Origin of the sequence: Kitasatospora sp. NPDC050543 (genome assembly GCF_044457565.1) — a bacterium.
In the GTDB taxonomy this organism is placed as follows: Bacteria; Actinomycetota; Actinomycetes; order Streptomycetales; family Streptomycetaceae; genus Kitasatospora.
In genome coordinates this window covers 182,459-197,110 of record NZ_JBITGZ010000006.1, presented here as the reverse complement: position 1 = coordinate 197,110, position 14,652 = coordinate 182,459, and the positions used below count along the sequence as shown (strand labels likewise).

At 74.3% G+C, this 14,652-nt stretch carries 9 protein-coding genes; 2 read left to right on the top strand and 7 right to left on the bottom strand.

The features are described 5' to 3' along the window. The first annotated feature begins 123 nt into the window (after nucleotides 1-123). Nucleotides 124-4,110 (top strand): PAS domain-containing protein, encoded by a 3,987-nt coding sequence (locus ACIBH3_RS10185; protein ID WP_396311474.1) that lies wholly within the window; start codon nucleotides 124-126, stop codon nucleotides 4,108-4,110. Between the two features lie 106 nt (nucleotides 4,111-4,216). Here ACIBH3_RS10185 and ACIBH3_RS10180 read toward each other — a convergent pair whose 3' ends face one another. The 3 genes from ACIBH3_RS10180 to ACIBH3_RS10170 all read right to left on the bottom strand — a co-directional run bounded on the left by ACIBH3_RS10180 (nucleotide 4,217) and on the right by ACIBH3_RS10170 (nucleotide 8,401). Further along, a complete protein-coding gene (locus tag ACIBH3_RS10180; RefSeq protein ID WP_396311473.1) occupies nucleotides 4,217-5,878 on the bottom strand; it encodes a long-chain fatty acid--CoA ligase in 1,662 nt (553 codons plus the stop codon). A gap of 172 nt (nucleotides 5,879-6,050) precedes the next feature. Continuing rightward, complete coding sequence (locus tag ACIBH3_RS10175) at nucleotides 6,051-7,442, bottom strand: hypothetical protein (RefSeq protein WP_396311472.1); 1,392 nt, start codon at nucleotides 7,440-7,442, stop codon at nucleotides 6,051-6,053. A 77-nt stretch (nucleotides 7,443-7,519) separates the two neighbouring features. Then, the gene (locus ACIBH3_RS10170; RefSeq protein WP_396311471.1) at nucleotides 7,520-8,401 is read right to left on the bottom strand and encodes a DUF1906 domain-containing protein; all 882 of its coding nucleotides are present in this window, start codon (nucleotides 8,399-8,401) and stop codon (nucleotides 7,520-7,522) included. 151 nt (nucleotides 8,402-8,552) lie between these two features. On the opposite strand from ACIBH3_RS10170, the gene ACIBH3_RS10165 reads away from it, so the two are divergent. Next, complete coding sequence (locus tag ACIBH3_RS10165; protein ID WP_396311470.1) at nucleotides 8,553-9,686, top strand: EamA family transporter; 1,134 nt, start codon at nucleotides 8,553-8,555, stop codon at nucleotides 9,684-9,686. A 204-nt stretch (nucleotides 9,687-9,890) separates the two neighbouring features. Here the strand turns inward: ACIBH3_RS10165 and ACIBH3_RS10160 are convergent, their stop codons facing one another. From ACIBH3_RS10160 to ACIBH3_RS10145, 4 genes are all read right to left on the bottom strand, one after another. Next, the gene (locus ACIBH3_RS10160) at nucleotides 9,891-10,601 is read right to left on the bottom strand and encodes a pyridoxal 5'-phosphate synthase (RefSeq protein ID WP_396311469.1); all 711 of its coding nucleotides are present in this window, start codon (nucleotides 10,599-10,601) and stop codon (nucleotides 9,891-9,893) included. A gap of 280 nt (nucleotides 10,602-10,881) precedes the next feature. Beyond that, nucleotides 10,882-11,211: a hypothetical protein gene (locus ACIBH3_RS10155; RefSeq protein WP_396311468.1), complete on the bottom strand. Its 330-nt coding sequence runs from the start codon at nucleotides 11,209-11,211 to the stop codon at nucleotides 10,882-10,884. A gap of 484 nt (nucleotides 11,212-11,695) precedes the next feature. Beyond that, on the bottom strand, nucleotides 11,696-13,108 hold the full coding sequence (locus ACIBH3_RS10150; protein ID WP_396311467.1) for an FAD-binding oxidoreductase: 1,413 nt from the start codon (nucleotides 13,106-13,108) through the stop codon (nucleotides 11,696-11,698). Between the two features lie 110 nt (nucleotides 13,109-13,218). Beyond that, entirely contained in the window at nucleotides 13,219-14,073 is an 855-nt protein-coding gene (locus tag ACIBH3_RS10145) for a MerR family transcriptional regulator (RefSeq protein ID WP_396311466.1), read from the bottom strand. Between the last annotated feature and the right edge of the window lie 579 nt (nucleotides 14,074-14,652).

The following is a 14,652-nucleotide window of genomic DNA, read 5'->3' as shown; positions in this document are numbered from 1 at the left end:
CACAGCCTACCGGCCCGGCACCAACCACCGCTTACGTTACTAGGCGGGTCGCCCCCACCGCAAAGAAGAATGAGATACTCCAGTCTCCGGAGGAGCTGCCCTGAGCCGAGGAGACCTGTCGACGTGAGCAGCAGGCCGATCCGAGGCGCTGCTCGCCTCGCCGCCATACTCGATGCCCTGCCCGACGCGCTGCTGCTGGTGAACAGCAACGGCACAGTCGTCGATGCCAACCACGCCGCCGTCCAGAGCCTCCAGGCTCCGGGCACGTCGCTGGTCGGCATGGGCGTACTCGACCTGCTGCCGGAGTTCGATCCGAGCCGCATCCCAGGCTCGATGCGCCCCGCCCCCCGCGAGGCCGACGAGCTCGACCGCCCCGTTCGGATGAGCGCCCGGCGCACCGACGGCACCACCTTCCCCGTGGAGGTGTCCGGCAACGACTTCGCGGACGACGGCGCGAGCGAGGGGCGCGGCTACGCGCTCTCCCCGCTGGTGCCGTACGACCCGTACCGGGAGGGCTCGCGGCCCTCCGGCAGCGATCTGCTCCTGCTGCTCGTCCGGGACCTCTCCAGCCGGCTCGGGGTCGAGGCGGAGCTGCGGCGCCAGCACAAGCAGACCGAGATGATCCTGCGGGCCGCGGCCGAGGGCGTGCTCGGCGTGGACCTGGAGGGGCGCTGTGTGCTGGTCAACCCGGCCGCCGCGCACATCCTGGAGTACCGGGCCAGCGAGCTGGGTGGGCGTGAGCTGCACCCGCTGATCCAGCACTCCAGGGCCGACGGCACGCCGCTGAACCTGGAGGAGTCCGCGCTGCTGGACACCCTCACCTCCGGCCGCAAACACCGGGTGCGCGGCACCGTGCTGTGGCGCAAGGACGGCCGCCCGGTCACCGTCGACCTCACCACCGCCCCCGTCCGGGACGGCGACCAGCTGGTCGGCGCGGTGATGACGTTCACAGACCGCACCCGGGAGCTGGCGCTGGTCGCCCGCAACGAGCACCTCACGGCGGTGCTGGAGAGCGAGCTCGGCGGGGCGCTGACGACACTTCACCGGCGGATCGACGCCCTGGCGGGCGACCCGGCCGGCCAGCTCTGGCCGGAGGCCAACTGGACGCTGCGGCGGCTCGCCGACGAGTGCCGGCGGTTCGGCAAGCTGATCGACGGGGTGCTGTCCTACCAGCGCTTCGAGGCCGGGACGGAGAACGGGCAGGGCACCCTGGAGCGGGAGCCGGTTGGCCTGGACGCCGTCGTGCGGCAGGCCGTCGAGCGGGCCGGTGAGCTGGTCGGCTCAGGCCGGGTGCGCTTCTCGGTGCACGCCGCGCCGGTCGAGGTGATCGCCGACCGGGAGCGGCTGGCGCAGGCGCTCGCCCACCTGGTCGCGGACGTCAGCGGGGTCGCCCTGTCGCTGGACGCCGGCCCGGCGGCCACCGACGGCCCCGTGTCCGGCACCCCCGCGCTGCCGCCGGTCGGCGGCGACGCCCCCATGGTGGTGCTGGCCGCCGCGCAGCGCGGCGAGGTGGCCCGGATCGAGATCCGCGGCCCCGGCCTCGGCGGCAGCCCCGTACACCTGCCGATCGCCCGCAGCACGGTGGAGCGGCACGGCGGAGTCCTCCAGCGGCACGAGCTGCCCAACCGGGCGGGCACCACGTATGTGGTCGAGCTTCCGCTGGATCCGGTCGCCGCGAAGGCCGCCGCCGAGCGCGCCGCCGCCGGTGGCCGCCGGGACGCGCCGAAGGAGAGCGACACCGCCGTACTGCCCGACCTGCCGGGCATTCCGGAGCTGCTGCCGACGGCCTCGCCGACGCAGGACGCCCCGGGCTCCGGCTCGGCCGGCCCGGCCGACGCCGCGGGTGCCGCGGGTGCCACCCGACCGGGTGGTGCGGAGCCGGGCGCCGGTACGGGTGCGGGCGTAGGCGCGAGCGGCGCGGGTACCGGCGCGGGCTCGGCCATGGACTCGGGCGAACCCGCAGACGGGCCCGCGACCAGCGGGCGGGCGGAGCGTGCCGCACGCCGCGCCGCCAAGGCCGCAGCGGGCGACCCCGGCGACACGGGGGCCGGACGGCCCGCCGCCGGGCACGACCACTGGAACGAAGCTCCGCCCCGTCCCGACGGCGGCCCGGAGCAGTGGGGCGGCGCCGACCGGCCGCCCTCCCCCGAGCAGTGGAACGAGGCCCCCGGCCGTCCCGGGCAGAGCACCGGCGGAGCCGGGCGGGCCGTCCCCGAGCAGTGGAACGGCAACGGCAACGACCCGGCGTACGGCAGGCCCCCCGCCGGCGCGCCGCACGGCCCCGAGGCCGACCCGTGGCGCGGCGACGACGGCAGTGGCACGGCGTACGCGGTACCCGCCGGCCCGGCGGGCGACGAGCGCGACCGGGCGGCCCCGGAGGCCGGGGAGTCCCGGGAGGCCAGGCCCGCCGGACCGATCGCGCTCGGCCCCGGCCCCTCCGGCCAGGCCACGCCGACCGCGCCCGCCGCACCCACCTCGCCCCCGCAGGGCGAGGGCGGCGAACCGTCCGCACGCGGGCCGATCGCCCTGGGCGCAGGCCCCGTCGAGGCTCCCCCGGCCCAGGCCGAGCCCGGCCCGGAGCAGGCGCAGCCGTCCGGGCGGCGGCGCGCGCTGCCCGCCCAGGACGACTCCTCGGGCGGCTTCTCGATCCCCGGCGTGCCCGACGCCGGCACCCCGCTCTACCCCGGGCTGGAGAACGCCCTCCCGGCGGGCCCCGCGCCCGCCCTGCCCGAGCCCGCCCCGGCCCAGCCCACCGGCCGGCGCCGACGGCTGGCCGTACCGCCGGGTGGCGAGGCGGCCGTCCGGCCGGACGAGCAGCCCGGCCGGGCCGCGCAGCAGGTCGGCCCGCAGGGCAACCCCCAGGGCCTCCCGCCGGACGGGCAGGGGCAGCAGGACGGCTCGCCGCAGCCGGGCGTCCCGGGTAGCGCTCCGGCCGTCGGCTCCGCGCTGGAGCCTGCCCGCCCCGCGCTGCCGGCCGCCTCCACCGGGCCCCAGGGCCCCGGGGTGGGTGGCGCCGAGCCCGAGCAGCCGCAGCCGGTGGGCAGCGGACTGGGCGAACTCGCACCGCCGCGTCCGATGGGCGCGGGCGGCGCGTTCGCCGGCGCCTTCCCCGCGGCGTTCCCCGCCACCGAGGCGCCCGAGCCGCCCGCCCCGCAGGGCGCAGGGCAGGCCGGAAGCCAGGTCGGCGCGCCGGGCGGCATGCAGGTAGGCATGCAGGTCGGCGCGCCGGTGGAGTCCCGTACGCCGCCGCGCCCGATGGCCGAGCTGGCCGCCGCCGGCAGCGGCGAACCGGCGCTGCCGGCACCGGCCGACGACCCCACGATGGTCGCCCCCGCCGTGGACGGGCGCCCGCGCCGGCTCCTGGTCTGGCCGGAGCCCGACCCGTCCACCAAGCAGGCGCTCCAGGACCGCGGCTACCGGCCGGTGATCGTCCGCTCCCGCGAGGAGGTGGAGGCCCAGGCCGCCGCCTACCCCGCCGCGCTCTTCGTCGACCCGCTGACCGGCCCGATCACCCGTACCGCGCTGCAGTCCCTGCGGACGGCGGCGTTGAACAGCCGGGTGCCCGTACTGGTCACGGCCGGCCTCGGCCAGGCCACCCGCGAGGCGGCGTACGGAGCCGACCCGGCCGTCCTGCTGCGCGCCCTGGCGCCGCGCGACGGAGAGAACCACGCACCCCGGGTACTGCTGGTCGAGGGCAACCCCGACATCGCGGCCGCGATGATCAGCAGCCTGGAACGGCGCGGGATGCACGTCGAGCACGCGGTGGACGAGAACGAAGCCGTCGCCCGCGCCAGCAGCGTGCAGCCCAACCTGGTGGTGATGGACCTGCTGCAGATCCGCCGCCGCCGGGTCGGCCTGCTGGACTGGCTGCGCGCCAACGACCGGCTGCACCGCACCCCGCTGGTCGTCTACACCTCGACCGGCCTCGACCCGCGCGAGCTGCCCAGGCTGCGCACCGGCGAGACGGTGCTCTTCCTCGCCGAGCGCGCCACCACGGCGGACGTGCAGTCGCGGATCGTCGACCTGCTCGGCCGGATCGGCACCATCGGCGAGCAGAGCGTCCCCGGCATGCCGGCGGCCGGCGCGCTGGGCCTGGCGAGCGGCCAGTAGCGCCCGTTCGGGCCATCGCCCACCGCTCCTCGCTCACCGGCCGCGCGGCCGGTGAGCGAGGAGCGGTGCGTGATGCGCGGTGGGCGGTGCGTGGTGGGGCCCCCGGCTAGTCCTTGCCGAGGACGGTGACGTCCAGCTCGCCGGCGGCGTGGTTCGCGCGGATGACCTTCTTGTCGAACTTCCCGACCGAGGTCTTCGGCACGCTCTCCACCAGCGCCCAGCGCTCGGGCAGCTGCCAGGACGCGACCCGCTCGGCCAGGAAGGCCCGCAGCTCGCGGAGGCCGGCGCCGGCGCCGGCCCGCAGCACGACGGTGGCCAGCGGCCGCTCGCCCCACTTCTCGTCCGGGACGGCGACCACGGCGGCCTCGGCCACCTCCGGGTGGGCCATCAGGTGGTTCTCCAGCTCGACCGAGGAGATCCACTCGCCGCCTGACTTGATGACGTCCTTGGCGCGGTCGGTGAGGGTCAGGTACCCGTCCGGCGTGATGGTGCCGACGTCGCCGGTGCGGAGCCAGCCGTCCTCGCTGAACTTGTCGTCCGGCCGCTCGGGGTCGTTGCCCGCGCCGCCGTAGTACGCGCCGGCGATCCACGGCCCGCGCACCTCCAGCTCGCCGGCCGAGGCACCGTCGTGCGGCATCCGCTCGCCGCCGGGGCCGGAGAGCCGCGCCTCGACCGAGGCGGGGAACAGGCCCTGGGTGACCCGGTACGACCACTCCTGCTCGTCCGTCAGACCGCCCGGCGGGAGCGCGAAGGTGCCGAGCGGGGAGGTCTCGGTCATGCCCCAGGCATGCACGACGTTGATGCCGTGACGGTCCCGGAACGCGCGCATCAGGGCCGGCGGGCAGGCCGAACCGCCGATGACCACCATCCGCAGCGCGGAGGTGTCGTAGTCGCCGGTGTCGAGCTCGTCCAGCAGGCCGTTCCAGATGGTCGGGACGGCGGCGCTGACGGTCGGCCCGACCTGGTCGATCATGGTGGCGAGCGGCTTCGGCTGGAGGAAGCGGTCCGGCATCAGCAGGTTGGCGCCGGACATGAAGGCGGCGTGCGGGATGCCCCAGGCGTTGACGTGGAACATCGGGACGACCGGCAGCGCGGTGTCGGCGGCGGTCAGCGCGAAGCAGTCGCCCGCGTTGGCCTGCAGGCAGTGCAGGTAGACCGACCGGTGGCTGTAGAGCACGCCCTTGGGGTCGCCGGTGGTGCCGGAGGTGTAGCAGAGGGCGGCGGCCCGGCGCTCGTCGATGTCGGTGAGCCAGGGGTAGTCGAGTGGACGGCCGGCGATCAGGTCCTCGTACTCGTGCACCGCGCCCGCGAAGCCCGCCAGCACCGACCGGTCGCCGGGCCCGCTCACCACGATGTGTCGCAGGGTCGGGTTCAGCTGCGGCAGCACGGCGGCGAGCAGCGGCAGCACGCTGCCGTTGACGATGATGACGCGGTCGGCGGCGTGGTTGACGATGAACGACAGCTGCTGGCCGGGCAGCCGCAGGTTGAGGGTGTGCAGCACGGCGCCCATGGAGGGGATGGCCAGGTAGGCCTCCAGGTGCTCCGCGTTGTTCCACATCAGGGTGGCGACCCGGTCGTCCTCCGTCACCCCGAGCTCGTCGCGCAGCGCGTGCGCGAGCTGCGCGGCCCTGGCCCCGACCTCGGCGAACGTGCGGACGTCCGCGGACTCACCGTTCCACGTGCTGACGACGGAGCGCCCGTGGACGCTCGCCCCGTGGGTGAGGATCCGGGCGACGGTGAGCGGTACGTCCTGCATCGTGCTGAACACGCGGGGTCCTCCTTGACCAGGCGGCACATGGGTCACGGCTACCCGACGGTAACGAGGGCCAGCCGAGCCTGATTGTGCCGCCCCTCGCAGCCCCTGTCAGCACCCGCACCCCGTTGCCCCCGTCACGGCCTCCGGCCGCGGCCGCCTCGCGACGGCCGCGGCGAGCTCGCGGTCACGGCCTGGGCGCGTCGCCGGGACGGTCCGCGCGGGTGAGGCGGACGGAGACGTCGGGGCGGGGGGTGTAGGCCGGGTCGAGGTGCCAGCCGGATTCGGCGGCGATACGCAGGACGTGGTGGGCACCGATGCCACGGTAGGTGGCCAGGTTGATCTTGACCCGGCGGGAGACGCTGCCGTCGGGGCGGCTGACCCCACGGGCGGCCCCGGTCGGGGTGTTCGCCGTCGCCTTGGTGACCTCGCGCTCCAGGATCCGTCGGACGTGACGGTCCCAGGCCGCCGTGCTGCCGGTCAGCTCCGGCCAGATCGCCCGCGGGCCGACCGCCCAGCGCGCGCCCCAGAGGTCCCAGTACTCCGGGTCCGTGGTCCTGCTCCAGGCCGTCAGCAGGAAGACCACCGGGATGTACACGAGCTGGAGCACCAGCATGAAGGGCAGCAGCAGGAAGAACCGGGACGGCCGCGGCCCCCACGGGGTGCCGGGAGCGGGCGGGGGATCCTGCGGAGCCGGGCCGTACACCTGCGGCGGGGCGGGGAAGCGGCGGCGCAACGAGGTGTGCTCGCCGTCCGCGCCGCCGGGCACGCCCGACCAGCCGTGCCGCTCGGCGAGCCGGACGACCCCCGCCGGCCCGAGCCCGCGGTAGAGCCGCACCGGCAGACGCAGCCCCACCTCGCGGCTGTCGTCGGCCTGGACGACCCCGTCGCCGCAGGCGTGCTTCGCCTCGGCGGCGCGGATCCGACGGGCCAGGATCGGCGCGAGGTACGCCTCCCAGTCCTCGGGCCGGCCGGTCAGCTCGGCGCGCAGCCGGCGCGGCGGGATGAAGTAGCGGTTCGGCTTCAGCCAGGTGTCGGACTCGGGCCCGGAGGGCCCGCCGCCGCCTGCGAACAGGAGGAGGGCGAAGAGCGCGACCAGCGCGCCGATCCAGAGCGGGGCGTAGATCCACTGCAGTACGAACTGCACCAGCACGCCGGTCCGGCTACGGCGCGGCCCCGGGCCGGGGAATCCCCCGCCGGGAGCGGCGATCGAAGGCGCCTGCTCGTACGGGCTCCGCGGCGCGGGCTGGGCGGGTTGGGCGGGCTGGGCGGGCTGGGCGGGCTGGGCGTACGCGGGCGGGGCCGGCTGGGCGTAGGCGGGTGGCCCGGCCTGGGCTGCCTGGGCGGACGGGGCCGGCTGGTACGGGGCCTGCTGCTGGTATGGGTTCTGGGCGTAGAGATTCTCGCCGTACGGGTTCTGTGGCGGCGGGGGAACCTGCTGGTACGGGTTCTGCGCGGGGGCGCCGTATCCGCCGCCGCTGTACCCCTGGCCGTACGCCTCGCCCTGGCCGTACGCCTGGCCCTGGCCCTGACCCTGGCCGTACGCCCGGCCCTGCCCATGCCCATGCCCATTCGGCATGCCGCCCCCTTTGCTTGCCTTGTGCTCGCCGGCGCGCCACACCTTACCCGGGGCCGCCGGCGGCCCGGCTCGCCGGACTAGACGCCGACCGGCGAGTCGAGCCGGTCGCGGTCGATGGTGAGGGTGGCGCCGCCGTAGGTCTCCGTGACGTTGCCGCGGTACTGGTGGATCCGCTGGTGCGCGTCCCACTGCCCGGGATCCAGCGCGCCCTGACCGTCCGTCACCGCACGGTCGTCCCACCGGGCGTACCAGACGGCGTCCGGGAGCGGGAAGCTGCCCACACGCTCGGCCGCCGCCAGGTCGGCGATGCCGGAGCCGACGCTGGAGTAGTACCCGGAGCGGTACCCCGCGTCGTGCAGCGCCTGGGTCCAGCCGAGCGTGAAGTCGATGACGGCCTGGCCGCAGCCGCGGTCGCCGGTGGGGTAGGACTCGATGTCCAGGTAGGCCGGGCTGCCCTTGCCGAAGCCCAGGCTCTCCAGGCCGCGGACGGCCTCGGCCGCCTCGTCCCGCCCCTGCTGGACGGCCCGGGCCGGGTCGATCCGCTTGGGCTTGCCCTTCAGCGTGCTGCACGGCGCCTGGAGCCCGACGTGGGTGGGGATGAGCCGCCAGCCCATCCCGCGGGCCATCCGGACCCAGTCGGCGGTCAGCCGCGGCTGGTCACAGCCCCGCTGGCCGCCGCTGCTGTAGATGCCGAGCGCGCCGTACGGCGACGCGGTGCGCCAGGCCCGCAGGGTCTCCAGCGAGGGCGCGGTGCAGACGTCGAACCCGGCCCCGGTGAAGACCTCCTGCGGCAGCTCGTCGAGCCTGGCGGCGGCACGGTCCGGCAGCACGGTGCGCCGGATGCGGTGGGCCCCACCGCCGGATGCGGTCGCCTCGGCGCTGGCGCCCCCCGTCCCGTCGGTGGCGAGCAACAGGACCAGGGAGGCGGCGGTAAGCGCGGCCGGACGAAGATAGCGCACAGGGTCATTGATACTGACGGCTCATCGGATCGAGCGGACAGCCGCGCCGGGCCTCCCCCGCCCCCACACGTTCGGCCGCACTCATCCAGGTTCGTCCACATTTTGGTAACGAGCTTGCGCCACCTGGACTCCTTACGGCACACTCGCCACCATGCCCACTCCCATCCCCGGCGACGCCCTCGCCACCGTCCCGGCCACCGCCGAGTCCCTTGCCATGCCGCCCGCCCCCAAGGGCGAGCCCGCCGGCGAGCGTGGTGGTTGGCGACGAAGCGGCGCGGACGGTGCCGGGAGCAGTGGTGCGGGCGCCAGCGGCGCGGGTAGCAGCGGTGCGGGCGGCCAGGCGGGCGGTGGGCCTGCCGCAGCGCCACCGGGGACAGGGGCCGGCCGGTCGTCAGGCCGGCGGACCTCGAAGCTGCTGCGGCGCCCGGAGAGAATCCCGGCGCCGCTTCTCTGTCTGATGGCCATGTTCACCGTGCAGCTGGGCCTCGCCCTCTCCAAGCCGCTGTTCGCGCCGCTGGGCGTCAGCGGCACCACCTTCCTCCGGCTGAGCTTCGCGGCCGTCGTGCTGCTGGCGGTCACCCGGCCCAAACTGCGCGGCCGCAGCCCGCGCGACCTCGGCGCGGCCGCGCTGCTCGGCATGGCGTCCGCCGGGATGACGCTGCTGTTCGCCGGCGCGATCGACCGGCTGCCGATGGGGACGGCCGCCACCATCGAGTTCCTCGGGCCGCTCGCCGTCGCGCTGGTCTTCGCCCGGAGTGCCGCCCATCTGCTCTGGGCACTGCTCGCGGGTGGTGGGGTCGCCCTGCTGACGCTGTTCGCCGGGGGCGAGGGCGGCTCCTCGCTCGACCCGGTCGGCCTGGCGTACGCGTTCGGCGCGGCCGCCTGCTACGCGGCGTACATCCTCTTCACCGACAAGGTCGGTGCCGCGTTCCAGGGCTTCCAGGGCCTCGCGGTGTCGATGACGGTCGGCGCGCTGACGCTCGCCCCCTTCGGGCTCGGCCAGGCTTGGGACGGACTGACCGCCCCGACCGCCTCGCCGGTCCTGCTGCTGCTCGCCGTGGCAGGGGTGTCGCTGCTGCTGCCGGTGATCCCGTACGCGCTGGAGATGACGGCGTTGCGGCGGATGCCCCAGCGGGTGTTCAGCGTGCTGGTGAGCCTGGAGCCGGCGGTCAGTGCGCTGGTCGGACTGCTGGTGCTGCACCAGCTGCTCGGGTGGCCGCAGCTGGCCGGCATCGCGTGCGTGGTGGCGGCGAGCGTGGGCGCCACGCTGACCGGGCGCCGCTAGGCGGCGGGGTAGCGGGGGTGGCAGGGCGGCACGGGTGGCGGTGGCGCGTGGTGGTCAGCGTCCGTCGTCGGTCATCGGCTCTCTGTCGTCCGCCAGCCGTCTCCGGTCATCCGTTCTCTGTCAGCTGTCATCCGTTCTCTGTCATCTGTCAGCCGTCAGCCGCTCTCTGTCAGCTGCAAGCCCTCAGCCGTCACCCATGAGACCTCAGGGCCAGAGCATGGTCCGGGCCCAGGAATCCCGACGTCCGTCGCCGCTTCGCACGTACCGCAGGCGGACGTGGCGGCGGTCGGCGTCGCCCTGCCAGAACTCCACCTCGTGGGCCCAGAGCGTGTAGACGGCGTGGCCGGGGGCGATCGTGCCCGGCTCCTGGGCGAGGGCGCGGCGAGCCACGTCGGCGGCGGCCTCGTACACGGCGGGCGACTCCAGTACCTCGCTCTGCCGGCCGACCAGGGCGGCCACCCGCGCGCCGGGCGACCGGGTGAGGAACTCGGCCGCCGCGACCTCCGACCGCGCCTGCTCGACCTCGCCGCGGATCCGCACCTGCCGGCCGAGCAGCGGCCAGTAGAGGGTCATGGCCGCGGCCGGGTGCGCGGCCAGCTGCCGCCCCTTCGGGCTGTCGTCGGCGGTGGCGAACACCCAGCCGCACCGCGCGACGTCCACGTCCCGCAGGACCAGTACCCGCGCGTCCGGTGCGCCGTCCGCGTCGACGGTCGACAGCGTGACCACCTGGTGGTCCGGAACCTCCGCTTCGACGGCGTCCACCAGCCAGTCGACGAAGAGCTGCCCGGGCCCGGCGGGGGCCCGGTACGGGTCGAAGCTCGGCAGCTCGCGGGCCATCGGCGGCCGGCCGAGCAACAGCTCGGGCACCGTCCGTGGTCCGCCGGTCGCCGCCCGGCCGTCCGTCGACTGTGTCACGGTGCCTCCCACGCGCTCGCTCCGCGCCGCCCTCTCACGCCCGGCGTCGGTACGCCCGGCAGGCGGTGTTCGAGCGCAACCGTACCGGGGAGGGTGTCGGCGCCCGGGCATGCATGCCCGTGGGCGGTGCCGATGATCGGCACCGCCCACGAGGCCGGTTCGCGGTGACCCTTTCCGCTACCCGGTGAAGCAAGTCGTACGGTCGTCCAGTCGTGCGGTCTTCGAGCTCGGCGCGGGTGCTCAGCTCACCCGCGCCGGCCCACCTACGGCGCCCCCGCCGTCAGTGCGAGACCTGAACGAGGACGACGTGGAGGTTCCTGCTGGACTGGTCCGCGTAGACGAAGCCGGCGTTGTCCTTCACGCCGAGCGTGTTGTTCTGGTTGGAGGCGCCGGAGCCCGTCGCCGTCTGCTGCGTCGAGTTGTAGTTGCCGTCCACCGAACCGAAGATATTGCCGCTGCCGATGTTCGACACCACGCTGCTGTTCGAACTGTCGCTTGCCAGCGCGCCGTTGTCGGCAGCCGCAGCGCCCGCCCCGGCGAGCAGCAGACCGACAGCAAGCGGTGCCGCGGCGAGAAGACCGACCAGACGCCTGGCGCGGATGCGAGTCATAAGAGCCTCCAAGAAGCTGTAAATCATGCAATGTTTGCGGGAGTTCGTGGCCAGACGAACCCCGGCGGGCTGCGACGCCGAGATCAGAATTCCGCAACAAATCGACAAAGCGCCAGCCCCGACCGGGCTTTTCGCTCGTTAGCGTGACATCCCGCCCGTCGCGCATACCTACAGGGCCAACCGTTCGTAGACAGACGCACCGGTGGCGGGTTGGCAGTTCGCCCGAACGGCGCGGATCGCGGCCGACCAGGCACCCGCTCGGGCCGGATCCGCGCACCACTGCACGCACCACCCCAGCGCACGTCACGCCACTACACGCCCCTCCAGGGGGTGGTCAGCCGTCCATGTCGACAAATTGGGCGGCGAGCAATGCGGCATCACAGCGAGGCGATCAGCTGGCGAGGCGGTGAGGCGATGAGGCGATCAGGTGACGAGGCGATCAGGCCATGGAGTGATCCTGCGATCATTCACCTGTGGCGAGAAATCACCGGCTGAATTCGCCACTCGCCGCCGCCCCATCCGCAACCGGGCCGCCGATGGCCTTCCCCGGATTCAGGATTCCCAGCGGGTCGAACACCGCCTTCAGCCCCCGCTGGATCTCCAGCCCCACCGGCCCCAGCTCGCGCGCCAGCCAGTCCCGCTTCAGCAGCCCGACTCCGTGCTCACCGGTGATCGTCCCGCCCAACTCCAGTCCCAGCGCCATGATCTCGTCGAAGGACTGCCGGGCCCGCGCCGTCTCGTCCGGGTCGTCCGCATCGAAGACGACGATCGGGTGGGTGTTGCCGTCCCCCGCGTGCGAGACCACGCCGATGGTCAGGCTCCGCCGCTCGGCGATCTCTGCGACGCCGCGCAGCATCTCGGCCATCCGCGAACGCGGCACCGCGACGTCGTCGATCATCGTGGTGCCCAGCAGCTCCATCGCGGGCAGCGACAACCGCCGTGCCTGCAAGAGCATTTCGGACTCCGCCTGATCCTCGGCCGGCACCACCTCGGTCGCCCCGGCCGCCAGGCAGAGCTCCCCGACCGCCGCCAGGTCGGCCGCCGGATCAGGTCCGTCGAAGGCCACCAGCAGCAGCGCCCGGGTCGACTCGGGCAGCCCCATCTGCGCCATCCGGTTGACGGCCCGCACATGGACGCCGTCCATCAGCTCCATCAGCGACGGCGCGAAGCCCCGCGCCATCACCTCGCAGACAGCCGCGCAGGCCGCATCCGTACTCGGGAACTCCGCCGCCAGCGCCAACTGCGGTGCGGGTGCCGGTCGCAGCGCCAGGACGGCCCGTACCACCACGCCCAGCGTGCCCTCCGAACCGACCAGCAGCCGGGTCAGGTCGTAGCCCGCCACACCCTTGGCCGTACGCCGGCCGGTGGACAGCAGCCGGCCGTCGGCCAGCACGACGTCCAGCCCGAGTACGTACTCGCTGGTCACGCCGTACTTCACGCAGCAGAGGCCGCCCGCGCCGGTGCCGATGTTGCCGCCGATCGTGCAGGACTCCCAGCTGGACGGGTCCGGCGGGTACGCCAGGCCCAGCTCTCCTGCCGCCCGGGACAGTTCGGCGTTCACCACGCCCGGCTCGACCACCGCGATCCGGTTCACCGGGTCCAGCTCCAGGATCCGGTTCATCTTGACCATCGACAGCACGATGCAGCCGTCCACCGCGTTCGCGGCCCCGGACAGGCCGGTCCTGGCGCCCTGCGGCACCACCGGCACCCGCAGGTCGGTGGCGGTCCGCATGATGTGCTGCACCTGCTCGACGGTCTCCGGGAACACCACCACCGCCGGCGCCCCGGCCTCGCAGAAGCCCGCCATGTCATGGCGGTAGGCGGCCGTGACGTCCGGATCCACCGCCAGCGCCCCCTGCGGCAGTCCGCTCGCCAACCGGTCCGTAAGGTCACTCACCGCAGTCTCCGATGCTCCTCGTACCACGCCGCGCCCCGCTCCGCACTCTGCCCCGCCCGGCGGGGCGGGGCAAGTAGGGGCCGCCTGCCGCAGGCACGGGGCCCCGTCGGTCAGCCCCGGGCGATCGGCTGCTGGAGCTCGGTCACCCACAGCTGCGGATCGTCCGGGCACTCCAGGTAGAGCTCCCGCGCGTGCCCGACCGGGCGGTAGCCGTTGGAGTCGATCCAGCGGGCCAGGTGCTGCGCGGTCGCCAGGACGGCGTCCATCGACCCCCGGTGGACGATCGTCGCGGCCTGCTCGACGGCGGGCAGGTCGACGATCTCGAAGTCGAACCCGTCCCGCGCCTCCACCTCCACCGTCATCGCCGCATGGACGAGCACCGGCTCCTGTTCCTGCTCCTGTTCCTGTTCCTGCACCCGGCCGGCCGCCGCGTCCTCGTAGTACGCGATGCCCGGCCCGAACGAACGGATCCCGGCTGCGGGAAGCCGCCGGCACAGCTCGTCGTACAGCGGGCTGATCACCGGCCCGATGTGCTCGGGGTCGTAGCTGTCCGCGACCGCCGTCAGCTCGGCCACCCGGACCGCCGGAACACGCTTCACCACGACATCTTCGGTAGGCATCTGCCCCTCGCTCTCGATCGTCCGGAGCCTCGCCTCGACCCGGGTCAGCCGCATGGCGTCCGCCGCCATCGCCGCCGCCAGCTCGGCCCGCCGAAGCCGCAGCATCCCGCGCAGCTCCTCCGCGCCCACCTCCTCGTCCACGACCGCCTGCACCTGCTGCAAGGTGAAGCCGAGGTCCTTGAGGGCGATGATCCGGTTGAGCCGTGCGAGCTGCGCCGCCTCGTAGGAGCGGTACCCGCTGAACGGATCGACATCGGCGGGGCGCAGCAGCCCGATGGCGTCGTAGTGACGCAGCATCCGGACCGACACCCGGCCGAGCCTGGCGAAGTCTCCGATGTTGAACATGATGTCTCCCAGTGCAGGGCCTCACACCGTGTCAGGGTCAAGCCGGCGTGGAGTACGGTGCCCGGGTGTGCTTCTACGGGATGGTCCACTACCGGTTGCACCACGTCTGCCTGAACTGCCGCAGCTCCTTCAAGCGTCACCCCTCCCCGCGCGGCCACGCCTGCCCCCGCTGCGCCGAGCTGATGCACTGCGCCGGGCACGACTTCGCCGCCCCGCCGCCGCCCGCACCTGCACCCCGCTCCCCGTCATGCTCGCGCGCGCCGACCCCCTGCAACCATCCGCCCTCGAATAGACCCGCCCGCACGGCGGATCGGCCGCGGCAGCGGCGGCCTCGGGGCCGGGCGGCGGGCGTGGGTCGTACCCACTTCATCGCCAGTCGATGTCCCAATCCGCAGGTCAGATCCTTGGGACGGGATTGGGACCATCCCCTGCTGAATCTGACCCTCGTCATGGTGATCACCGATGCCTATGTTGGTTCTGCGCCCGCCCGGGTCCGGATGGATCTGCTGCGTGCTGCCGGGACGGCTCCACCTCGGCGAAGGCAGGCGCACCATCACTCCGCCGCCGTCATCGAACGGG